This is a genomic window from Hymenobacter sp. 102 (assembly GCF_049949205.1).
GTDB lineage: Bacteria > Bacteroidota > Bacteroidia > Cytophagales > Hymenobacteraceae > Hymenobacter.
The window spans coordinates 1232330-1253143 of record NZ_CP188172.1 but is presented as its reverse complement, the minus strand read 5'-3'; the positions used below and the strand labels follow the sequence as shown (position 1 = coordinate 1253143).

Annotated in this window: 20 protein-coding genes, 1 tRNA gene and 2 pseudogenes; 9 read left to right on the top strand and 14 right to left on the bottom strand. The window is 60.8% G+C overall.

Annotation, left to right across the window (positions count from 1 at the left end):
* The 8 genes from ACN19L_RS05470 to ACN19L_RS05435 form a co-directional block, all read right to left on the bottom strand.
* A complete protein-coding gene (locus ACN19L_RS05470) occupies positions 1-309 on the bottom strand; it encodes a putative quinol monooxygenase (protein ID WP_426492519.1) in 309 nt (102 codons plus the stop codon).
* A 41-nt stretch (positions 310-350) separates the two neighbouring features.
* Positions 351-1346, bottom strand: coding sequence for an NADP-dependent oxidoreductase (locus tag ACN19L_RS05465; protein WP_426492518.1), 996 nt, complete (start codon positions 1344-1346; stop codon positions 351-353).
* A gap of 194 nt (positions 1347-1540) precedes the next feature.
* Positions 1541-1978, bottom strand: coding sequence for an organic hydroperoxide resistance protein (locus tag ACN19L_RS05460; RefSeq protein WP_426492517.1), 438 nt, complete (start codon positions 1976-1978; stop codon positions 1541-1543).
* Between the two features lie 42 nt (positions 1979-2020).
* Positions 2021-2476: a MarR family winged helix-turn-helix transcriptional regulator gene (locus ACN19L_RS05455; RefSeq protein WP_426492516.1), complete on the bottom strand. Its 456-nt coding sequence runs from the start codon at positions 2474-2476 to the stop codon at positions 2021-2023.
* 212 nt (positions 2477-2688) lie between these two features.
* The gene (locus ACN19L_RS05450; protein ID WP_426492515.1) at positions 2689-2988 is read right to left on the bottom strand and encodes a rhodanese-like domain-containing protein; all 300 of its coding nucleotides are present in this window, start codon (positions 2986-2988) and stop codon (positions 2689-2691) included.
* An 87-nt stretch (positions 2989-3075) separates the two neighbouring features.
* Positions 3076-4938 carry a T9SS type A sorting domain-containing protein gene (locus tag ACN19L_RS05445; RefSeq protein ID WP_426492514.1) on the bottom strand — a complete coding sequence of 621 codons (1863 nt, stop codon included), beginning with the start codon at positions 4936-4938 and terminating at the stop codon, positions 3076-3078.
* Between the two features lie 122 nt (positions 4939-5060).
* Positions 5061-5846: a PASTA domain-containing protein gene (locus ACN19L_RS05440; RefSeq protein ID WP_426492513.1), complete on the bottom strand. Its 786-nt coding sequence runs from the start codon at positions 5844-5846 to the stop codon at positions 5061-5063.
* Positions 5847-5998: 152 nt separating this feature from the next.
* Complete coding sequence (locus ACN19L_RS05435; RefSeq protein ID WP_426492512.1) at positions 5999-8728, bottom strand: D-alanine--D-alanine ligase family protein; 2730 nt, start codon at positions 8726-8728, stop codon at positions 5999-6001.
* A gap of 320 nt (positions 8729-9048) precedes the next feature.
* On the opposite strand from ACN19L_RS05435, the gene ACN19L_RS05430 reads away from it, so the two are divergent.
* A complete protein-coding gene (locus tag ACN19L_RS05430; RefSeq protein ID WP_426492511.1) occupies positions 9049-10233 on the top strand; it encodes a phosphoglycerate kinase in 1185 nt (394 codons plus the stop codon).
* A gap of 206 nt (positions 10234-10439) precedes the next feature.
* On the opposite strand, the gene ACN19L_RS05425 is transcribed toward ACN19L_RS05430, so the two are convergent.
* The 3 genes from ACN19L_RS05425 to ACN19L_RS05415 are packed head-to-tail and all read right to left on the bottom strand — an operon-like array spanning position 10440 to position 13015.
* On the bottom strand, positions 10440-11090 hold the full coding sequence (locus ACN19L_RS05425) for a hypothetical protein (RefSeq protein WP_426492510.1): 651 nt from the start codon (positions 11088-11090) through the stop codon (positions 10440-10442).
* Positions 11091-11136: 46 nt separating this feature from the next.
* Entirely contained in the window at positions 11137-12393 is a 1257-nt protein-coding gene (locus tag ACN19L_RS05420) for a site-2 protease family protein (RefSeq protein ID WP_426492509.1), read from the bottom strand.
* Positions 12350-13015 (bottom strand): HAD family hydrolase, encoded by a 666-nt coding sequence (locus ACN19L_RS05415; protein WP_426492508.1) that lies wholly within the window; start codon positions 13013-13015, stop codon positions 12350-12352. Before ACN19L_RS05415 ends, ACN19L_RS05420 begins: the two co-directional genes overlap by 44 nt.
* Before the next feature lie 128 nt (positions 13016-13143).
* Between ACN19L_RS05415 and ACN19L_RS05410 the strand changes: the two genes are divergently transcribed.
* The 3 genes and pseudogenes from ACN19L_RS05410 to ACN19L_RS05400 form a co-directional block, all read left to right on the top strand.
* Positions 13144-13217: transfer RNA gene (locus ACN19L_RS05410), tRNA-Ile, on the top strand.
* A gap of 387 nt (positions 13218-13604) precedes the next feature.
* Positions 13605-13934 (top strand): annotated as a pseudogene (locus tag ACN19L_RS05405) (DEAD/DEAH box helicase family protein); the annotation flags it as partial.
* 103 nt (positions 13935-14037) lie between these two features.
* Positions 14038-14271, top strand: a pseudogene (locus tag ACN19L_RS05400) (transposase); the annotation flags it as partial.
* Positions 14272-14383: 112 nt separating this feature from the next.
* Here ACN19L_RS05400 and ACN19L_RS05395 read toward each other — a convergent pair.
* Positions 14384-14557, bottom strand: coding sequence for a hypothetical protein (locus ACN19L_RS05395; RefSeq protein WP_426492507.1), 174 nt, complete (start codon positions 14555-14557; stop codon positions 14384-14386).
* Positions 14558-14583: 26 nt separating this feature from the next.
* Here ACN19L_RS05395 and ACN19L_RS05390 point away from each other — a divergent pair, with 26 nt between their 5' ends.
* On the top strand, positions 14584-14871 hold the full coding sequence (locus ACN19L_RS05390) for a DDE-type integrase/transposase/recombinase (protein ID WP_426492506.1): 288 nt from the start codon (positions 14584-14586) through the stop codon (positions 14869-14871).
* A gap of 63 nt (positions 14872-14934) precedes the next feature.
* A complete protein-coding gene (locus ACN19L_RS05385) occupies positions 14935-15147 on the top strand; it encodes an integrase core domain-containing protein (protein ID WP_426493564.1) in 213 nt (70 codons plus the stop codon).
* Positions 15148-15265: 118 nt separating this feature from the next.
* Here ACN19L_RS05385 and ACN19L_RS05380 read toward each other — a convergent pair whose 3' ends face one another.
* Both ACN19L_RS05380 and ACN19L_RS05375 read right to left on the bottom strand, forming a co-directional pair.
* A complete protein-coding gene (locus ACN19L_RS05380; protein ID WP_426492505.1) occupies positions 15266-15643 on the bottom strand; it encodes a cupredoxin domain-containing protein in 378 nt (125 codons plus the stop codon).
* Positions 15644-15648: 5 nt separating this feature from the next.
* On the bottom strand, positions 15649-17922 hold the full coding sequence (locus ACN19L_RS05375) for a heavy metal translocating P-type ATPase (protein ID WP_426492504.1): 2274 nt from the start codon (positions 17920-17922) through the stop codon (positions 15649-15651).
* 378 nt (positions 17923-18300) lie between these two features.
* Between ACN19L_RS05375 and ACN19L_RS05370 the strand changes: the two genes are divergently transcribed.
* The 3 genes from ACN19L_RS05370 to ACN19L_RS05360 all read left to right on the top strand — a co-directional run bounded on the left by ACN19L_RS05370 (position 18301) and on the right by ACN19L_RS05360 (position 20812).
* Positions 18301-18783 (top strand): hypothetical protein, encoded by a 483-nt coding sequence (locus tag ACN19L_RS05370; protein WP_426492503.1) that lies wholly within the window; start codon positions 18301-18303, stop codon positions 18781-18783.
* Positions 18784-19102: 319 nt separating this feature from the next.
* Positions 19103-20050 (top strand): heavy metal-binding domain-containing protein, encoded by a 948-nt coding sequence (locus ACN19L_RS05365; protein ID WP_426492502.1) that lies wholly within the window; start codon positions 19103-19105, stop codon positions 20048-20050.
* Between the two features lie 36 nt (positions 20051-20086).
* Positions 20087-20812 carry a DUF305 domain-containing protein gene (locus tag ACN19L_RS05360; RefSeq protein WP_426492501.1) on the top strand — a complete coding sequence of 242 codons (726 nt, stop codon included), beginning with the start codon at positions 20087-20089 and terminating at the stop codon, positions 20810-20812.
* The last annotated feature ends 2 nt before the right edge of the window (positions 20813-20814 follow it).

Here is a 20814-nt window from a genome sequence, read left to right as displayed (position 1 = left end):
CTAGGCCAGCAGCTTGTAAAGCGTAACGTTGCGCTCCGAAAGTAACGGCACAACCTGGGTACCTATCAGTTCTTTGTAATGAGTGGAGGCAACGTGGGCGTCCAGCGCGGCCTGGTTGGCGTACTGCTCGTAGAACAGAAAGTGCGTGGGGTCTTTGGGGTCCTGATGAGCCACGTACTGCAGATTGCCCGGTTCAAGGGCACGCACGGCAGCGGCGGCTTCCTGCATCAGGCGGCAGATGGTATCCACATGCTCGGGACGGGTGCGCCACTCGGCGGCCACGCAGATGATTTCAGCGGTTGTTGACATAAGGCAGAAGGTTGAGTTTCGCGCCGGAGCGCCGAAAAACACTAGGCCACTTTTACAATGGCTTTGCCGGTATTGTCGCCCCGGAACAGGCCCAGGAAGGCGGCCGGAATCTGCTCGAACCCCTCGGTAATGGTTTCCTCGAACTGCAGCTTGCCCTGGCTGTACCATTCCGTGAGCTGTTGCACACCTTCGGGCCAGCGGGGCAGGTAGTCACTCACGATAAAGCCCTGGAGCTTGGTGCTGGTTTTGAGTAGCTTACCCTCGGGACGCGGGCCCACAGGGGCCTCGGTTTCGTTGTAGGTCGAAATCTGGCCGCAGAGGGCAATGCGGGCGTGCTTATTGAGCAGGTCGTACACGGCATCGGTAATGGGGCCGCCCACGTTGTCAAAGTAGCAGTCCACGCCGTTGGGTGCGGCGGCGGCCAGGGCTGCCGGAACGTCGGCAGTTTTGTAGTTAATGGCCTCATCAAAGCCCAGCTGCTTCAGGTAAGCTACCTTCTCATCGGAGCCGGCCGTGCCAACCACGCGGGCACCCACAATTTTGGCCAGCTGGCCCACCACCATACCCACGGCCCCGGCCGCCCCCGACACGACCACCGTTTCGCCCGGCTGGGGCTGGCAGATGTCCAGGAGACCGAAGTAAGCCGTGAGACCGGGCATGCCCAACAGCCCCAGAAAATAGCTGATGGGAGCCTTATCAGCGGGCACGCGGTTGAGGCTGGCGGCGGGGGCCACGCTGTATTCCTGCCAGGGCAGATTGCCCACCACCACGCTGCCCACCGGCAGGTTTTCGGCCTGGCTTTCCGCAACCTCGGCCACCACACCGCCGGCAATGGGCTGGCCCACCTCAAACGGGGCCACGTACGATTTTGCGGCGCTCATGCGGCCCCGCATGTAGGGGTCCACGCTTACGTAACGGGTTTTGAGCAGCACTTCGCCAGGCTGCAGGGCGGGCAGCTCCCGGGTTTCAAACTGAAACTGAGCGGCCGTAGGCAGGCCCTGGGGCCGGCTGGCCAATAGAATGGAGTTGGTTTTCATGGAAAGGGGTTTTTGAGCTGTTAGCTATTAGCTGATGGCTATCAGCTTTTTTCGTTCGGCTGTAACCCACTCAGTTCGGAAATCTGCATACACGCTAACAGCTCAGCAGTAAAAAGGATTGAGGGCTGAATACGGGTTGCAGCGCGGTACCCCGCAGCAACCCGTATTCAGCCCTCAACGAGAAGTTTACCCAACTAGGCGGCGTTGGTAGTAGTGGTCAGGTTTACCTCAATGTTGCCGCGGGTAGCGCGTGAGTAGGGGCAGATGCCGTGAGCGGCTTCCACCAGCTGCTCGGCCTGGCCTTGCTCTACACCCGGAATATTCACGTGCAGGTCGGCCGAAATGCCGTAGCCGCCGTCCTCCGCTTTACCGAAGCCAATGAGAGCCTCCACCGTTACGTCCTGCAGCTTCACGCCGGCCTGGCGGGCGGCTACGCCCAGCGCACCTTCAAAACAGGCAGCGTAGCCGGCGGCAAACAGCTGCTCGGGGTTGGTAGCGCCGGCTTTGCCGGGGCCGCCCATTTCCTTGGGGGTGCTCAGGGTGAGGTTCAGCACGTCGTTGTTGGTGCTAATGGCGCCGTCGCGGCCACCCTTGGCTTTGGCCTGGGCGGTAAATACTTTCTCGATTTTCATGAGAAGGGAGAAGAAAGAATGAAACTGAAGTAGAAAGACTGATTATCTCAGCCGGGTAAGCAATTGGGTAAGCTGGTCGCGCAGAGCTTCGAACTCGGCCTGGGGCATGCCCATTTTTTCGAAAAGCTGCGCCGGAATTTTACAGGCTGGTTGCTGCAGCGCTGCCCCCGCCGGTAGCAGCCCGATGATGACGGACCGCTCGTCGCGCGGGTCGCGGCGGCGGCTGATGAGCTGGCGCTGCTCTAGGCGCTTGAGCAGGGGAGTAAGCGTGCCGGAATCGAGGGCGAGATGGTCACCGAGTTCCTTCACGGTGCGCTCCTGATACTCCCACAGCAGCAGCAGCACCAAGTATTGCGGATACGTGAGGTCGAACTCATCCAGCAGGGGCTGATAGGCCTTGGTAATCATGCGTGAGGCGGCGTACAGCGGAAAACACAGCTGGTTTTCCAGTTGCTGAATCGGATTCGCAGATGGTGCGGACGCTGATGGCGCTTTCATATGGACAAAGGAAGTATATTTAATTGAATAAAATTCAATTGTGTGCAATTTAATTGCTGTGTTTTGTGGTAGCTTACCCAATGCGTGCTGACTTAGGTTGTCAGCACGCGCGCAAAAGAGGGCACTTCGGCTGGCTGTTGTCTGGATGGCTGGAAATCAAAAAGCCGTGCTGCGGGTAGCGGCACGGCTTTTTGGTGGTATAGGTGGGCAGGCTACGCCTGCTGGTATCCCTGCATGCCGCCGATGAGGTTACGAACCTGGTCGAAACCGTGCTGCACCAGAAACGCCTTGGCCGAGGCCGAGCGGCCACCGCCTTTGCAGTGCACCACAATTTCCTGGTGCTTGAGGTCTTCCAGCTCGTCGAGCTTAGTGGGCAGCTCGCCGAGGGGAATATTACGGCTGCCATCAATCCGGCTTTCTTCGTTTTCCCAGGTTTCGCGCACATCAATAATAATGGGAGCGGTACCATTGGCTTGGCGCTCTTTCAGCTCGGCGGAGGTGATGTCGTTCATAAGAGTCAGGTGCAGATGAGGGGGTGGCAAAGTGGCCTGAGTCGGCCGGAGGTGTAACGTTACTAAGAAACCACCAAACTACGGGCGCTAGGGTTGAGCTACGGCCAGTCGTTTGGTAACCGTTTGCCCATCGGCCAGGGTAAGGCGCACCAGGTACAGACCCGCCGACAATGGCAGGTGCAGCGTGGGCCGGCCAGCCTCAGCGGCCGGCTGCTCCCACACCACACGGCCTACGGCATCCAGCACGCTGGCCCGGGCGTAGCGGCCCTGTACTTGCACTTGGCCGTTGGGGGTAGGGTTGGGATAAAGCTGGTATTGGGCAGCCACCTCAGCCGGTGCGGCGGTAGCCGTGATAACGCCGGTGGTTACCGGCCGCAGCATCAGGGACCCGGAGGGGCTGTAGTTGGAGGCTGTGGAAGCCGGGCTCCAAGTTCCAAACTCACCGAGAAAAAAAGTATTGGCGGGTACCGGATTGTTTAAATCAACCTGAAACTGGACGAACTGAGGGGTCGGTGCGTGTCCGTAGCCCGCATAGAACCGGCTGCTCACCGGTACCGGGCTATCAAACGGAATTTCGATAAACGTCTGACCCGCCGGAAGCGTAGCCGGAATCGTGTAGCTTTTGGTTGCCTTGGGCGTGGCGGCCGGTTGCCCGCTGCCGTTGTCGTCCCAGATATTCACGGTAATCAACCGGCCCGCTGCCGTAACCAGCGCCGGAGCCAGCCGGATGGCCCGAATCTGGTCGGGGCGGTTGAGGTCGAAGCGCAGAGCCAGGTAGCTGGCCGGGCCGGTGGCGGCCGGCGGCAGGCTTACGGTTGCTTCGGCTGTGCCATCGTCGTAAGCGTAGTAATCCGTCAGGTCAGTTAGCCGGGTGAGGGTGTCGTTGGGCAGGGTGAGCGGGTTGGTTTCGTTGCTGAGCAGTACCACGCGCTGGCGCAGCTGCTTGGCGGCCGGCGTGGTAGGCACCGTGGCCAGGCGCGGGTTGCCAATAATGGGCTGCTGGCGCAGGCCGGCATCAAGGGAGCGGTTGCCCTGCAGAAAACGGCTGCTGCCACCACCCACTACCTCCAGGTAGCCTTCCCAGGAAATAGGCGTGGGGGCCGGGCCGGCGTCCAGGTTATTCATGCTGGTGGCGGTGCGGTCATTCAGATCCTGGGCGGCGTTCTGGTTGAACTGCGCCACAGGCATGGCCGAAAACCGCTTCAGGGCGCTGGGTAGAGGCTTGCTGAGGGTAATGTCGCGGAAGGCGGAGTCGGTGGCGGTGCGGTTCCGGTCGAGGCGCACGTAGTCCACGCTCCAGGCGTCGCGGTTGTTATACAGGTAGCCGCTCACCCGAAACCGGAACTGGAAGTCAGAGTGCAGAAAAGCTGCCTGATTCACGGGCAGGGCCTTGAAGCGGAAATTGGTGGTATCGGCGGGGCTACGCAGCTGCCACACCTGCTGCCACTGTTTGTTTACGTCCTTGAAATCGACATACAGGGCCACGGGCCGGGTGCCGCTGGCCGCCGGCGGGCCCGTAATGGTGCCAGCCTGCCAGAAGAAGCTCAGGAACAGGTTGCTGGCCGTCGTCTGGCCGCTCAGGTCAATGGGCTGCGACGTGAGCACGTCGGCGTCGCCGAGCTGCGACACGCTGCCCCGCGGGTTGCCCTGCGCATCAAGCCCATCCAGCGTGGCCACGTTGCGGCTGATGGGCCGGCGCGGAAACCGGTTGTTCACCAGCGTACCGCCGGCTGTTTCCCAGCGCTGCCCATCGGGCGTGCCTTCCTTCTGCCGGGAGAAATCATCGAAGAATGGCAACGCCAGGGCCGTCGGCCGCTGGGCAGCTACCGGGGCTACCAGGGCGTGCGGGGGCTCGGCTCCCAACGGCTGCACCACCTGGGCCAGCCCCGCGGCCGGTGCCAGCCCAAGCAACGCTGTGAAACCCAGCAAAGAGCGTAGTGAAAAAGTCATACGGCAAAGTAAAGAATTAGCGGGGCGCGGGTCGGCCGTGCCGACTTCCCTCACGCCCGAACAGCACAAAAGGTTCGTTGTACGTCAACGAACCTTTTGCTGCTTCTATTTCAAGTGGGTTTTTAGTCAAGGGCCTTTACCGGCTCCTTGCCCGCCACCCACAAATCAACCAACTGACCCATACGAATAGTTGTGCCGGGAGCCGAGGCGGGCCGCTGTTTTACCACCGTGCCCTCGGTTTGACCGTCTTCGGGCTCCTGATAGAAGATTTCGCCTACTTGCAGACCCTGACCGACCAGCAGGGTGGTGGCCTCATCGGCGGGCATGTTCACCAGGTTAGGCACCGGGAATTCCTGGTTGCCCAGGCCGTCGCCCACTTCCAGGTCCACGCGGGTGCCTTTGGTAATGGAAGCGCCGGGGGAAATTTCCTTACCATTTACCAGCTGCTTCAGCACCGCATCCTTCTGAATGTTGGGCACAAATTTCAGCTGACCCACTACCAGGTCGTAGCTTTTCAGAATCATCTGGGCGTTTTTCACCGAGCCATCCGTGAGCTTGGGCATCTTGATAACGGGCGGGTTCTTCATCGAAACCGACACGTAAATCTTCCGCCCTTCCTTCACTTTTTCGCCGGCCTTGGGCTCTTGGGTGAGCACCGTGCCGGGCCGGATGCTGGCGTCGTAGGTGCTATCGTCCACGAAGTAGGCCAGGTCCCGCTCGTCGAGGTAATCCTCCAGGTCGGCCTGATTCATGCCGGTTACTTTCGGTACCACAATGGTTTCGCCGTGGTTGGTGGTGATGGGCAGATACACAAAGAAAAACCCGAACACCAGGGCCGCCGTGGCCACCACAATGATGAGCACGTGCTTGAGCAGGTCGGCCGGCGTGTCGGAACGGAAAAAGGACATAGTAGCGTAAGCTTTAGCTTGCGTAATCGGCCCCTGAACGAGGGCCGGAAGGGGTGAAGAAATAAACGGGTGGCGTAAGCTTTAGCCTGCGCCGTAAGCTGGCTGCCCAAGTAACGCCCGGCGCAAGCTAAAGCTTACGCCACGGTTTCCGGTTAGCCCAGCTGCTTTTCCGTGCGCTGCTTGCCGAACTCCAGAATCCGGTCGATGAAGTCGTAGGGGGTGTAGCCGGCCAGGGCCGTCTGGTGGAAGATGCAGGTGGCGGGCGTCATGCCGGGCAGGGAGTTCACCTCGATGATGAGCACCTCCACGGCCCCGTTCTGGCGTACTCGCACAAACGCGTCGATGCGGGCGTAGCCCTGAATATTCAGGATTTCGGCCACCCGGCGCAGCTCCTTTTTCACTTCCTCCGACACGCGCTGGCGCTCCTGGGCCTCGGGGGCGTAGCGGGCCGGGGTGATGTTCTGGCCTTCGCCGGCCAGAAACTTCTCCTCCAGGCTCAGCACCTCGCCGGTAGCCAGGGCCTCCGAGGCCTCAAATACCTCAATCTGCAGCTGCCCGTTGGCGTCCCAGTGCGTGAGCAGACCGCCGGTTACTTCCAGGAAGTGGGCGGCCCCGTCGCGGCTGATGAGGGTTTCCACCAGGAAGGCGTCCTTCTGCGGGAATTCCTCCTTGAAGCCCAGGCTGAGGGTGGTGGCGTCGGTTTCGTCGAGGTCTTCCTGCCCGCGGAAAATCAGGCGGGTAAAGGCCTCCAGCTCTGCCCGGTTCTTGATTTTCTTCACGGCCGAGGAGCAGCCGTCGTCGGCGGGCTTGGCAATGAAGGGGTAGGGAAACTGGGTTTCGAGGCTGCGGTAGAAGCGTTCCGCATCGGCGTCCCACTCCAGGCGGTTGGCCATGCGGTGCTCGGCCACGCGCAGGCCGGCTTCGCGCAGGCGCTTATTGGTTTCGAACTTGTTAATGGTGATGCTGGAGCTTTCCACGCCCGAGCCGTTGTAGGGCAGCCCGAATTTCTCCAGCTCCCGTTGCAGCGCGCCATCCTCGCCGGGGCGGCCGTGCAGGGCAATAAACACTTCATCCACCATGCCCGCCAGTTCCTCGAAGCTCACCCGGCGCGGCTGGGCCGTGGGCTGGCCGGCAAAGGTGCTGGTGATACTCTGGGCCTCGCGGCGGATGCGCTCCAGAATGGGGTGCAGGCCGTGGCCGGCTTCCAGGTGCTCCACTTTCTCCCGGATGTCGTCGGCGTTGTCCTTCAGCATCACGTTGATGGGCAGCACGTAGAGGCGGAATTCCTGGCTGTTGCCGGTCAGGAACACGGGCACGGGCTCATATTTGACGCTGGAGCTGAGCTTCTCGTAGATATTCCGCCCACTCTCCACCGAAATGTGCCGCTCTGAGGAGTAGCCGCCCATAATCACGGCCACTTTGGTGCGGGTGCGCTCTTCGGAAGCCCGGGCCGCCACGGCCGCATCCAGCCGGGCCAGCAGGCCCGCCAGCCGGGTTGGGGCCAACCCACCGCGCCGCCGCGCGGCCAGGGAAGTGTGAATGATATAGGTGAGGAACTGACTCGGGTTCAGGCCAATTTCGGCGGCTTGGTGGAAGAAGAACGAAGCCGGCAGCATGCCGGAGGTCGTATTGGGGTCGTTTAGGAAGATGGTGCCGTCGGCCTGAATAAAGCCATCCAGGCGGGCGTACACCTGGAAACCGAACGTGCTAAACATGGTTTGGGCTTGTTCCCGGATGCGCTGGATGTCGGCTTCGGGCAAGTCGATGGGCGTAACCTTCCGGGCCAGGCCGGGCAGATACTTCGAGCGGTAGTCGAACATTTCCTCGCCCTTCACAATCTCTGTGGGCGGCAAGGCCAGCGGCTCGCCCCGCTCGTTTTCTACCACAATGCAGCTGAACTCGCGGCCGGCCACGAATTGCTCTACCAGCACCTGCGTTTCGCCACTGGTGCTGCGCAGGTGCACGCTGTCGGCGGCCGGAAATTGCTCGTTCAGGAAATTCAGCAGGGCCTCCGGATGCTCCAGCATCGGCGGGATGTAATCGGCTGCAATGGCCCCGAAGCCGGCGTGCGCCGCAAAAGCCGTGACGGGCAGCCCGATGCCTTCCCGGATATCGGCCACCTGCCGCACCCAGGCCAGGCGGGCCGGCTCGTCCAGCGCGGTCCATTCCTCCCGCGTGATAGTTTGTTGGAATAAGGCCCGCTCAATGGCTTTCGCAAAAGCTGCCGGGTCTTCCTCTCTCAAAATGCTGATGCCCAGGCTACTGCCCTGACGCGGAGCCTTGATAACCAGCGGCAGCCCCAGTTCCTCTACCAATCCGCGCAGGTATTTCGGATGCGTCGCGTTGAGGGCCCACGATTCTTCCAGCACCCGAAACGCAGGCGTGGGCAGATGCAAGGCTTGAAGCAGCTTTTTCTGGGCAATTTTATCGATACCAAACGCCGAGGGCAAAATGCCGGAGCCCGAGTAGGGTATGCCGTACCATTCCAGCAGGCCCTGAATGGCTCCGTCCTCGCCGCTGGGGCCGTGCAGCGCCAGAAACGCGAAATCCATCAGCTCCCGCAACTCCCGGGGTTCCAGGCGACGGCCCACTTCTGCTATGGTGCGGTCCTGTTCGGCCAGGCTCAATTCGCCCAGACTTTCCAGGTACACCTGCCAGGGGCGCTCCGTGCGCGGCAGCGCCGATACGGGCGGGTAAAAGTCCCGGATGGTGCCTTTGTAAATGTATTCCCAGTTGAGCAGGATGAAGTTGCCGCGGCTGTCCACAAACACGGGCACGGCCTCAAACAGGGACTTATCCAGATTATCGTACACGGTGCGGCCGCCCGCGAAGCTGATTTCCCGCTCGCGCGACGGGCCACCGAAGAAGATGCCAATTTTCATATCGGGGGCAAAGGTAAAACATCTGTCATTGCGAGGCGGTACGCCGAAGCAATCCTTCCTTATCAAAGCAAAAAGCCCTTACCTGTTCGCAACCCTGACGCTGAACGGCTGGAGAGACGCGTCTCCACGAGCCTCGGTGTTGGACGGTAACGTCAGAAGTTGTTCTGGCGGGAGACGCGAAGTGTCGCGTCTCTACAAGCAACCAGGGCTTGTCTTTGCCCGAGAAGATATGCCCTGACAAGGACAGATTGCTTCGGCCGGCTGCCTCGCAATGACAGATGTTTTTACCTTCGCCCCAGCCAAACCCATTTCCTTATTCCATGCAAACCCTCGATCAGTACAACTTCGCCGGCAAGCGTGCCGTGGTGCGCGTTGATTTCAACGTGCCACTGGATAAAAGCTTCGCCATTACCGACGATACCCGCATCCGGGCCGCCACGCCCACTATCCGGAAAATCCTGCAGGATGGCGGCTCCGTGGTGCTGCTCTCTCACCTGGGCCGGCCCAAAGGCGGCCCCGAGGACAAATACTCGCTCAAACACATTGTAGCCCGCCTGGGCCAGGAGTACGGCCAGGAAGTACAGTTCGCCGACGATGCCCTGCAGGCCGAGGACAAAGCCCAGGCTTTGCAGCCCGGCCAGATTCTGCTGGTAGAAAACGTGCGCTTCTACGCCGAGGAAGAAAAAGGTAACGCCGAATTTGCCGCCAAACTGGCCAAACTCGGCGACGTGTACGTGAACGACGCCTTCGGTGCGGCCCACCGCAAGCACGCTTCCACCGCCGTTATTGCCGATTCCTTCGCGCCCGAGGACCGCGTGGGCGGCTATCTGCTGCAGGGTGAGCTGGACAACGCCAAGAAAGTGCTGGAACAAGCCGAGCGTCCCTTCACCGCCATCATGGGTGGGGCTAAGATTTCCGACAAAATCCTCATCATCGAGAAGCTGCTCGACAAGGTGGATAACCTGCTCATCGGCGGCGGCATGGCCTACACGTTTGCCAAAGCCCAGGGCGGCGAAATCGGCAACTCTTTGCTGGAAGCCGACAAAATGGACCTGGCCCTGGAGCTCATCGAGAAAGCCAAAGCCAAAGGCGTGAACCTGGTGCTGCCCACCGACAGCCTCATTGCCGATAAGTTCGCTAACGACGCCGCCACCCAGGTAGCGCCCAACAATCAGATTCCGGAAGGCTGGATGGGCCTCGACCTGGGCCCCGAGTCCATTAAGGTGTTCAGCGAAGTGGTGCGCAACTCCAAAACCATCCTCTGGAACGGCCCCATGGGCGTGTTCGAAATGAGCAACTTCGCCAAAGGCACCGAAACCGTCGCCCAGGCCATTGCCGATGCCACCCAGCAGGGCGCCTTCAGCCTCATCGGCGGCGGCGACTCGGCCGCGGCCGTCAACCAGCTCGGCTTCTCCGAGCAGGTAAGCTACATCAGCACCGGCGGCGGCGCTTTGCTGGAGTACATGGAAGGCAAAGAACTGCCCGGCGTAGCGGCGCTGGGGTAGCGGAGAGTTGATTGTTCTGTCATTGCGAGCAGAGCGAAGCAATCCGTCCTTATCAGTATACTAAGCCCTAAAAACGCAGAAAGCCCCTGACGCCAGCACGGACGTCAGGGGCTTTCTGCGTTGATCAGTGGTGGTGCCGTGGAAAGGACGGATTGCTTCGCTCCACTCGCAATGACAACTCATCAACCCGCTACACCACCACTTCACTAATTCACATAAGGCGTTTCCAGATCCTGGCCCATGAGCTTTACCGGGTCGAGGGAGAGGCGGCCGGTAAGGCGGGTGCTGAGGATGCGGTACTCCTGCTCCGAGAGCACCTTGAGCTGCCGCAGCCAATGCAGGCGGTGCAGCTGCAACTCAATGTGGCCGAGCGGATTTACGGTGGCGTATTCCTCGCGCAGGTAGGCGTGAGCCCGCAACTGCATGGCGTCCACGAAAGTGGTGAGGGCAGCGCGGTGCCGGGGGGCGTCGTGAAAAGCCAGGTGGATGCGGTTGGTCGTGAGGAGCACGCGGCGGCCCCGGTAGCGGCGCACCAGCACAACTGCCGCCAAGCCCAACAAAAATCCACCAGCGGCTACCCACAACTCTGCCGGAAAGGGAGCCTTATCATTGAGAAACCGACTGATTCCCTGTACGAGCAACCACACTGCCACCCACAGGCCCGCCGGCGGAACGCGCAGCGGGTCGGGCTTTTGGTATTCCAAGGTTACTGGCAGCAGCTCCTCGTAGGGAATTTCGATTTCCAGCCGGGCTGCTCCCCGGCGCGGACCCTGGCTCACGTAGAGTCCGTTGGGGCCGAGCACCAGCCGCGTAGTGCCCCGCAGGAAGTGGTGTTGAGTGAAGTGAGGAACCGTCATGCACAAATGCCAGCCGCGGAGAAATCCCACGAGTCGGCGGAAATCATCAGGATAGAAGGATAGGGGAGGGCGTGAAGCACAGCGCAAAAATAAGCAGCATCAGCCACCCCAGTAGTCGGCGGCCCACTGATAGGGGGTGCTCCTGTGGGGCGGGGGGATGAAAGATGCCCGTAACGCGGGCCAGCAGCAACCCAAACAGCAGCCAGCCTGGCATACCCATGAGGCCCGGCACAGCCGAGGCCAGTGCCACCTGCCCCAGCCACACGGCCCCGGCCAGTAATAGGGCCCGATAGGTCGTAGGCATTACCCGCCGGAACACCAGCCACAGATAAAGCCCGTAAGGTACCGCGCCATACAACCACGTATCAGCGTCCGAGTGCAGAGTGAAGAGCCCCAGCCCGGCATAAAAAATAAAGCCCGTAAACAGCACTACCGACACCCGTGCGGCCCGGCGCGGCCCCAGCAGCCCGTACACGATGTGGCCCCCATCCAGCTGTCCAATCGGGAGTAGGTTCAGGGCCGTGAAAAACAGGGCCAACACCCCTGCCACCAACACCGGATAATGTACCAGCTCGTTGGGGTGCGGCATCCGGGCGGGGTCGGCCAGTCCCGCCGCCATCCATTTGAAGAGCAAGGGTTGAGCGAGCACCAAGTTGCTGCCGGGTTCCAGCTGCTGATATACGTATCGGGCATATTCGTTCCCGTACGGGCGGTATTCGGGGTGGAAACCATACAGGTACTCCAGCGGCGGCAGATGGGTAAGGCCGTACGCCAACACAGCCACGGCTACCACAAATCCCGCCAGCGGACCAGCCAGACCCACATCGAAAAACTCCCGCCGGGAGAAAATCCGGTCCCGGATGCGAATCACGGCCCCGAAGGTGCCAATGCCCAAGGGCAGCGGAATAAAGTAGGGGAGCGTGGCCCGGATACGGTAGTAACGGGCCGTGAAGTAGTGCCCGAACTCATGCACCGTGAGCATACCCAGAAACGGCACTGAATACCACAAACCGGCTTTCAGCGCTGCCCAGGCCTGCTCTCCCGGCAGCAGCAGCAGGTCAAATGGCAGTCCCAACTCCGCCAGGAACTGGTTACGCGCCAGCTGCACTCCTGCCAGCGTAGTGGTGAGGGCCGTGAGCAAAAACAGTCCTACGTGCAGAGCGTAGCATAAAGGGCGGGGCCAAGGGTGCCGCTCGTAGCGCCGGAAGGCCCGACGGGCATCAAGAATGGCGGCGGTATCGGAGGCCGGAACCGGGGTGTCAGGAAACGGCAGAAGCGGTGGATTCTCGGTTGGGGAAGGCACGGAGGGCAGCGGGCAAAGCGTCGAGCAGCGTGAGCGGCGGAGTCAGGAAGAGCGTGTGCAGCCCCAGGCGCTGGGCCGTGGCAATGTGCTGGGGACTATCCTCAATAAACAACGTTTCTTCGGCCTTCCAGTTCATCTCCCGCAGCGCGTGGTGAAAAATTTCCTCACCCGGCTTGCGCAGCCCTACCTGCTGGGAGTAAAATACCCGGTCGAGGCAGTCGGCAATACCGTGCTCCAGGCCGTACTGCGTCTTCAGCCGCCGGTTGATTTCCTCGATGTGAATCTGGTTGGTGTTGGAAAGCAACGCCGTCTGGTAGCCCTGGGCGCGCAGCTCGGCCAGCAGAGCCAGCCGCTCGGCAGGTACGTCCAGCAGCATAGCGTTCCAAGCCGCATCCAGCTCAGCATCGGTGGCCGTAAGCCCATAGTGCTGCCGCAGCCCCACCCGGAACTGCTCAGGGGTGAGCTGGCCGGTTTCCATCTGGTCGAACAGTTCGGCCTGAGCCGCCTGAGTAAACTCAATGGCGCTGCCGTGCCCTCGCATAGCTTCTACCGTCAGACCGTAGTCAATATTGATGAGTACGCCCCCAAAATCGAAGAGCAGGTTCGGCAGTTTTCGAGTCATATAAGTTAAATCAAACGGCCTGCCCGGGCGCGTCAGTAAACTTTCCGAAGCAGGCGAATTGCAAATACGGCCGCAAAAGTCGAAGTTTGCACAGCTGAAACCAACCGCAGTGCGGGAAGTTTTGCTTAGGGCCTATAGCTCAATCGGTTAGAGCAACTGACTCATAATCAGTAGGTCGCTGGTTCGATTCCAGCTGGGCCCACGTTTAAGCTTTACAAGATATTGATATTCAATAGCTTGTAAAGCTTAAATTTTTCATGGGAAAGCTGCCGGGACCTTGAAAGCGCGTCGCCTAAGATTGCCTTCCTCGGAATCAGATACCGTTATACCTTGTGCTATGATTCTCAAGCTTAAGACCTTATCATACTAACAGCACGCTATTGATGCCGTGTCTGATTGGTTTGAAGGCCAGCCGCGCAACAGCTTTGCTACCTCCTCTTCCTGCATACTGCCTAAATCAATCGGTGCGACCTTCCGCCGAAAGAATTGCGCAAAAAATGCCAAGCGGATAATGCTGGCCAGCGGCCTCGACCCAGTTAAATCCGGCCACTTAGATACGGCCTAAACGCCGGCTACCCGCCGCGACTTCCGCATTGACATGGAAACGGGTACCGGTAAAACGCTGGTGTACCTGCAAACGCTCTACGAGCTATACCGTGAACACGGCTTCTCCAAGTTTATCATAATCGTTCCTTCCGTAGCTATTCGGGCTGGAGTAATTGGTACGATGGAGAATTTCGGCGAGCAATTGGCCGCCCGCTACGGGTTCCGGCGGGGTGTTTGCCTCCGATTCCAAGCAGCTGAACAAGATGCGGGATGTTGTGACCAACCCCGCGCCGCAGGTAATGGTAACAACTACTCAGTCCTCCACCAGCGACACTGCTATCCTGAACCAAGGCGGGCGCGACAACAGCATTGATGGGCTTATCTGCTTGGAGGCCTTGGGCCAGATGGAATTGGGGCGTATTTTCCTCCGGTCATGGCAACGACTCTACAGGTAAGCACCGGATAAGCGGCGCAAATACGACGACGCATTCAAGGCTGAGTCCCTGTGTTTGGCCAGTGAGAGCCGTAGCACGCGAGCCGCGGCCCGGCAGTTGGGCATCAGCCCGAAACGGCTATACCGCTGGCAGCAGCAACAAGCCGCCGCTGAGTTGGGCCGCGACCCGGAAGTGCGGGCCCTGCGCGCCGAGCAGGAGCGGGTGCAACGCGAGCGGGACATCTTAAAAAAAGCCTTGGTCAGTTGCCTGCTATAAGCGCAGGCTCAGCTAGCCGACCCCATGAGCACGTACCGCTACCTTGCCCAGCGCACCAATCAGGCACCCGTACGCCAGCCCTGCCACGTACCGGCGTAACCCCGGCCGCCTACTACGCCTGAGGGCGCCGCCGACAGCCCCCGCCGAACTCGCTTAGCAAGTGGCCATGCGTGAAGCGTTTGCCGACCACGGCCAGTGCTATGGCTCGTGCTGACTGCGGGTCGAAGGCCAGGCCCAGGGCCATGCAGTGGGCCGCGGGCGCATCCGCCGCGTGCTTCGTGCGCACGACTTTCCGGCGCAGCAGCCCAGTTCGTGCCGCTCACCACCGATTCCGATCCGGGCGCATGGGCCGCGCCCAACCGCTTGCTCGGGCAGCCGGCCTCCACAGCCCCGAACCGGGTGTGGGTGGGCAACATCAACTGCTTGCCACGTCAGGGCGGCAGGTGGGTCTACCTAGCCGTTTGGCTCGACCACTACTCGCGCAAAATCGTGGGCTGGGACGTGCGCGACGCCACGCCGGCGAACCTAGTCAGCGAGGCCTTGCGCCGGGCGCTCGTCATGCGCCGCCGGCCGGCCGGCCGCGTCGTCTTCTCCGGCTAGGGCAGCCAGTACACGGCCAACCGCTTCAAGGACTTACTGGCTCGCTACGGGGCCGTGCAAAGCATGAGCCGGCGCGGCAACTGCTACGATAACGCACACGCCGAATCGTTTTGGAGCCGCTTCAAAGCCGAGCTGCTCGACGGCGGCCACTTCCTCGGCTTGGCGAAGCTTGAAATCAGCCACCACATCGCCGATTACGCCGCCGAGCGGCGGTACTCCGCCCTGTACTACTACTCACCTAACCGCTTCGAAACCCAGCTTCAAACAACATCCTAGCTCTGTCCGGTTTGGTTAGACCATCTCAGGTCATGCCTTCTGGTATCAGGAGTCCATCGGCTCCTGATACCAGAAGGCATGACCGGGGCTTACGGCGTGAGGCATAGCGCGGCGGTGTTTATTTCACAATCAGGCTACCCCGAAGCATACCCATGCCGCAGGTAAACTCAAAGCGGCCGGGCGTATCGGGCAGCAACTCCACGAGCGTGGTCTGGAAGGCGGGCAGCTCGCGGCGAATGTGGAAATCAGGCATAAGCAGCTCCTCGGAGCAGCTGTTTTCCTCGTCGCGGTAGAAGCTCAGCTGCACGGGCTTGCCACGCTCCACCTCAATGACGTCGGGGGAGTAGCCACCCTTTACGGTAATATCTACTTCCTGCACGCCGCTGGAAGAAGAGACGGCACTGGCGGTTTGCCACGCGGAGAAAAAAAAGTACCACACCACAAAGGCCGCCAAGGCCAGGCCGCCTACCGTTACGATGATTTCTGCGGTATCCATGCAGGTTAGGAGTGAAGGGGAGTGAAGCCGCGCAGGCGCAGCGAGTTGGTAAGCACTGATACCGAGCTCAGGGCCATAGCCCCGGCCGCGAGCATGGGCGAGAGCAGCAGCCCGAACACGGGATACAGCAGCCCGGCCGCCACCGGAATGCCGAGCGTGTTGTAAATGAAGGCGAAGAACAGGTTCTGTTTGATAGTGCGAATCGTCTGCTGGCTGAGCGCAATGGCCGTTACTACCCCGCCTAAATCGGAGCGCATGAGCGTAATGCCGGCTGCTTCCATAGCTACATCGGTGCCGCCGCCCATGGCCAGCCCGATGTCGGCCTGGGCCAGGGCAGGAGCGTCGTTGATACCATCTCCCACCATAGCTACCGTGCGGCCTTCGGCCTGCAACTCCTTCACCTTGCCGGCTTTGTCCTGGGGCAGCACTTCGGCAAAAAACCGCGTGATGCCCACCTGCCCGGCTACCTGGGCAGCCGTTTGCGGGTTGTCACCCGTCATCATTACCACCTCAATACCCAGCTGCTGCAGTTGCTGAATGGCGGCCGCCGACGTTTCCCGAATGGTGTCGGCCACCCCGAGTACGCCGGCCGCCTGCCCAGCCACGGCCACGTACAGCACCGTCTTCGCTTGGGCAAGCAAGTGGTCGGCTGCGCTGCGTACCGCGGGCGGCAGGCTGACGCCCGCTTCCTCGAGCAACCGGAGGTTACCAATTAACACGACTTGCCCCTTGACCGTAGCCGTAGCCCCTTTGCCTTCGATGGCGCGAAAGCCGGTAACCGGCAGCACGGGCACCTGCTTGGCCTCGGCGTAGCGCACGACGGCTTCCGCCAGCGGGTGCTCCGACTGCCGCTCAACTGCCGCCACCAGTGGCAGCAGCTGTTCAACAGGCTGCCCTTCGGCCGCAACAAAGTCGGTTACGGCGGGCTCACCGCGGGTAATGGTGCCGGTTTTATCCAGCAGCACGGTGTTTACCTGGTGAGCTTTTTCCAGGGCCTCGGCGTTGCGGATGAGCACCCCGTGCTCGGCTCCCTTGCCGGTACTCACCATGATGGCCGTGGGCGTGGCCAATCCCAGCGCGCAGGGGCAGGCAATGATCAGCACGGCCACAAAGTTGACCAGAGCCAGCGGCAGCCGGGCTTCCACCGGGGCCAGGTCAAACCAGAGCACGAAGGTGAGGATGGCAATAACCACCACCGTGGGCACAAAGATGGCGCTGACTTTATCAGCCAGGCGCTGAATGGGGGCGCGTGAACCCTGCGCATCCTCCACCAGCTTGACAATCTGCGCCAGCATGGTGTCGGCCCCCACCTTGGTTACCCGAAAGCGGAAAGAACCGGTTTTATTAAGTGTGGCCCCGAACACCGGGTCGCCCGCCTTTTTCTCGACCGGCAGGCTTTCCCCCGTCAGCATGGCTTCATCCACGGCCGAGTGGCCTTCCTCAATAACTCCGTCGGTGGCCACCTTTTCGCCGGGGCGTACCACCACCAGGTCGCCGAGCTGCACCTGTTCGATGGGCACATCTACCTCCTGGCCACCGGGCCGTACTACGCGGGCCGTTTTGGCCTGTAGCCCCATCAGTGCGCGGATGGCCGCCGAGGTCTGGGTTTTGGCGCGCAGCTCCAGCACTTTGCCCAACAGAATCAGCGCAATGATAGTGGCCGTCGTATCATAGTACACCTCCGGCATGAGTCCGCGGCTGGTAAAAAAGCCCGGTACCACGGTGGCGGCCAGACTGTACAGGAAGGCCGCCCCGGTACCCACGGCAATCAGCGTATCCATATTGGCGGCCCGATGCCGGAAGCCGTTCCAGGCCGATACGTAAAACTCCCGGCCGCTGTACAGCAGCACGGGCAGGGTCAGGGCCAGCAGCCCGTAGTTGAGCCCCTGCATATTCACGTGCTGCATCAGGGCGGGCCAGAGCATGAGCATGCTCAGGGGCATAATCAGCGCGGCCAGTCCCGCCGCTACCCAGAAGCGGCGCTTAAGCTGCTGGTAAGCCCGCGCCTTTTGCCGGTCGATTTCGGCCTGCCGGTCGGCCGCGCTGGTATCGGGGGCACGTTCCGCAACGCCGTAGCCGGCCTGCACCACAGCCTGTTTCAGGGTGGTAGGGCTCGCCTGGGTTGGCAGGTAGTCAACGGTGGCTTTCTCGGTGGCGAAGTTGACCACGGCTCGTTGCACGCCGGGCGTGCGGGATAAGGATTTCTCGACGAAGGAGGCGCAGGAAGCGCACGTCATGCCTTCAATGTCAAGGGTTTCGGTTTTGATGGTCGGCTCCATAATAAGGAGGTAGAGTGAGTTCCAGTGGGCGCAGGGCCAGGACGGCCACAGACGGTATGTTTGCTTACAAAGGAACGGGCCGGAGAGGACGGAGTTGGTACGGAATCCGTACGAAAACTTGCATAATTTGCACGGAGCTGCTATGGACGGGATTTACATGATTCCGTCGCCGACTTGCATAATTTTGCGCATCAACGGTTGAGGTGAGAAGTTGCTTTTACGTAAAAACAGTGTTTACGCTCAAGAGAGGCTGTTTTCTGCCGCTGATAACTGGTCGGGTATTTAGTGCTTCGGAACTCTTCAGGGGAAAATATAGTACTACACGAATCGTGTACTTTCTGCGCTGTGCACTAGTTTTGCAAGTACTCGCATCCTAATATGCTCCGCACCCTCTTCCCCTTACGACGCCTGTTGGCGACGAGCTTCCTGCTCGTCTTCGTCAACGTGTTCGTGGGGCAGTGCTGGTGCGCAACGGTTAACCCCGTACTGGCCGCGCCTGCTGCCAAGCCAGCAGCTCCCGTAACAAAGCCCACGCACCCGGGCTGCCACGGGCACGCAGCACAGGCTGCCACCAAAGGCAAGAGGGCGGCGGGGCACAACTCCGCGGCTGCCACCAAGGCGTCGGGTGAGCACGGCTGCTGCAAGGACGATTCGGCCACCATCCTCAAGGCACTCACTGCCCCGGATGCGAAGCATCTGCTGACGCCTGCGCCCGCCCTGCTGCCGGCTGACAATGCCTTTTTCTTCCGGCCTGCCGCCGGCCAGTGGAACCGCACGCGTGCGGTCATCCTCGTACTCCGGGAGCATTTGCCTCCCAAAATACCTGACATCCGGATTTTCATTCAGTCTCTGACGGTCTGATACTTTGACGCGCCGAAGGCTCGTCCTGGCATGGCTATGCTATGTCCGGGGCGAGCCTTCGGCTTTGCGTGTCTGCCCGATGCCTGCCTGGCATCCCCTCCACTGAACTCTTGCTGGTTTTCCCGCCCAACAACTCAGCGTTGTTGCCAGGATGCAGGTGTACCTGCCCCCCAAGGGCCGGTTCCCCGTCGGCTTTCCTACTTGCCCAATCCCGCGGGGGCCTTCCTTCTCTGGTAGCCGTGGCGGGTAGAGCCTCACACCAGAGCCCCAGGCTGCTTGCCTAGGAAGCCGCCCCGTGTTCACCTTTCATTTCTTTCTTATGTACCGTTTACCGCTCGCCCTGCTGGCTACGGCCAGTATGCTCATCACAACCGGCTGCTCGTCCGAATCGGAATCCAGCAGCGCCACCAATACTGTGACCACGCCTACCAATGGCCCGGCGGAAGGAACCGCCCAGCACAGTGGGGGCCACACCTATGCCTGCCCCATGCACCCGGAAGTAACCAGCACCAAGGAGGGTGAAAAGTGCCCCAAGTGCGGCATGAACCTGGAGCACAACGACCAGGTCAGCAACGGCAAAACCTACGAGATGAAGCTTGTGCCCACCCCCATGGAGGTGACTGCCGGCCAGCCCACCACCCTGGCTTTCACGCCCCGTGAAACCGGCAACGAGTCAGCCCCCGTGCCCCTGGCCGTAGTGCACGAAAAGAAAATTCACCTGATTATCGTGAGCAAGGACTTGGGCCAGTTCTACCATGAGCATCCCGAATACACCGCTGCCGGCGACTACAAGGTTAAGTACACCTTCCCGAAAGGGGGCGAGTACGTGCTGTTCCAGGACTACACGCCGACCGGATCAGGCCATCAGCTTGGCCGGCAACCCCTGACCGTGAAGGGCGCTGCCTACACGCCGGTCAAGTTCAAAAACGATGACATGCAGTGGAGCCAGGATGGCTACCAGGCCACGCTGGCCTTCGACAAAGACCTGAAGGTGGGCCAGCTGCTGGGCATGAAGATCAACATCAGCAAGGACGGCCAGCCCGTGACGGACCTGGCCAACTACCTCGGGGCTCTGGGCCACGTGGTGGTCATCAGCGAGGACACGGAGCAGTACCTGCACGTGCACCCGAACGACCAGGCGGATAAGGGTCCGAACATTGGCTTCAATACCAACTTCGAAAAGCCCGGCCTGTACCGCGTATTCCTGCAGTTCAACCACGGCGGGAAGATTCATACCGGTGACTTCACGATCAACGTAAAAAGCTAGCTCATTTTACTTTCCACACTAACCCAACCCCCTCCCATGAAAAAGTCTGCCTTTCTGCTCGCCGCCCTGTGCTCGGGCTCTTTGCTGGTTGCCAGCTGCAACAACGATAAAGCCGCTGATTCGGCGGCCACCACGGAAACAACCGGAGCGGACGCTTCCGCCTCCGGGGATATGGCGGGCATGGACCACTCCACGATGAACCATGGGGCGGCCACGGCCGGAAGCGCATCGCCGCTGATGGTTTCCATGAACGAGATGATGCAAAAGATGGACGCCATGCAGCCCAAGGGCAACACCGACCACGACTTTGCCCACATGATGCTGGAGCATCACAAGGGCGCCGTGGCCATGGCCGATATTGAACTGCGCGATGGTAAAGACGCCACCATGCGCCAGATGGCCGAGAAGATCAAAGCCGACCAGCAACAGGAAATTGCGGAGCTCGAAGCCGTGGCTACGCGCCTGGACAATGTGCCCACCAACTACAAGCCCCAGGACCCCACGGACCCCTTCACCAGCCAGATGAAAGCCTCCATGGACGGCATGATGAAAAACATGCCCCAGCCCGTTGCGAATCCCGATATGAACTTCAATATGCTCATGACGGTGCACCACCAGAGCGCCGTGGACATGGCCAAAGCCGAGCTGGCGCACGGCCGCGACACGAAGCTCAAGGAAATGGCCCAGCAGATGATTGACGCGCAGCAGAAGGAAATCCAGCAGTTCAAGGACTGGCACAACCAAAATGCCGACAAAATGTAGCC

Bases quoted from the DNA above. Each gene is read 5' to 3' on its own strand.
- ACN19L_RS05445 (WP_426492514.1), bottom strand. From the start codon at position 4,938: ATGACTTTTTCACTACGCTCTTTGCTGGGTTTCACAGCGTTGCTTGGG.
- ACN19L_RS05425 (WP_426492510.1), bottom strand. From the start codon at position 11,090: ATGACGGTTCCTCACTTCACTCAACACCACTTCCTGCGGGGCACTACG.
- ACN19L_RS05360 (WP_426492501.1), top strand. From the start codon at position 20,087: ATGAAAAAGTCTGCCTTTCTGCTCGCCGCCCTGTGCTCGGGCTCTTTG.
- ACN19L_RS05365 (WP_426492502.1), top strand. From the start codon at position 19,103: ATGTACCGTTTACCGCTCGCCCTGCTGGCTACGGCCAGTATGCTCATC.
- ACN19L_RS05455 (WP_426492516.1), bottom strand. From the start codon at position 2,476: ATGAAAGCGCCATCAGCGTCCGCACCATCTGCGAATCCGATTCAGCAA.
- ACN19L_RS05450 (WP_426492515.1), bottom strand. From the start codon at position 2,988: ATGAACGACATCACCTCCGCCGAGCTGAAAGAGCGCCAAGCCAATGGT.
- ACN19L_RS05415 (WP_426492508.1), bottom strand. From the start codon at position 13,015: ATGACTCGAAAACTGCCGAACCTGCTCTTCGATTTTGGGGGCGTACTC.
- ACN19L_RS05430 (WP_426492511.1), top strand. From the start codon at position 9,049: ATGCAAACCCTCGATCAGTACAACTTCGCCGGCAAGCGTGCCGTGGTG.
- ACN19L_RS05460 (WP_426492517.1), bottom strand. From the start codon at position 1,978: ATGAAAATCGAGAAAGTATTTACCGCCCAGGCCAAAGCCAAGGGTGGC.
- ACN19L_RS05440 (WP_426492513.1), bottom strand. From the start codon at position 5,846: ATGTCCTTTTTCCGTTCCGACACGCCGGCCGACCTGCTCAAGCACGTG.
- ACN19L_RS05385 (WP_426493564.1), top strand. From the start codon at position 14,935: ATGAGCCGGCGCGGCAACTGCTACGATAACGCACACGCCGAATCGTTT.
- ACN19L_RS05375 (WP_426492504.1), bottom strand. From the start codon at position 17,922: ATGGAGCCGACCATCAAAACCGAAACCCTTGACATTGAAGGCATGACG.
- ACN19L_RS05435 (WP_426492512.1), bottom strand. From the start codon at position 8,728: ATGAAAATTGGCATCTTCTTCGGTGGCCCGTCGCGCGAGCGGGAAATC.
- ACN19L_RS05370 (WP_426492503.1), top strand. From the start codon at position 18,301: ATGCTCCGCACCCTCTTCCCCTTACGACGCCTGTTGGCGACGAGCTTC.
- ACN19L_RS05380 (WP_426492505.1), bottom strand. From the start codon at position 15,643: ATGGATACCGCAGAAATCATCGTAACGGTAGGCGGCCTGGCCTTGGCG.
- ACN19L_RS05470 (WP_426492519.1), bottom strand. From the start codon at position 309: ATGTCAACAACCGCTGAAATCATCTGCGTGGCCGCCGAGTGGCGCACC.
- ACN19L_RS05465 (WP_426492518.1), bottom strand. From the start codon at position 1,346: ATGAAAACCAACTCCATTCTATTGGCCAGCCGGCCCCAGGGCCTGCCT.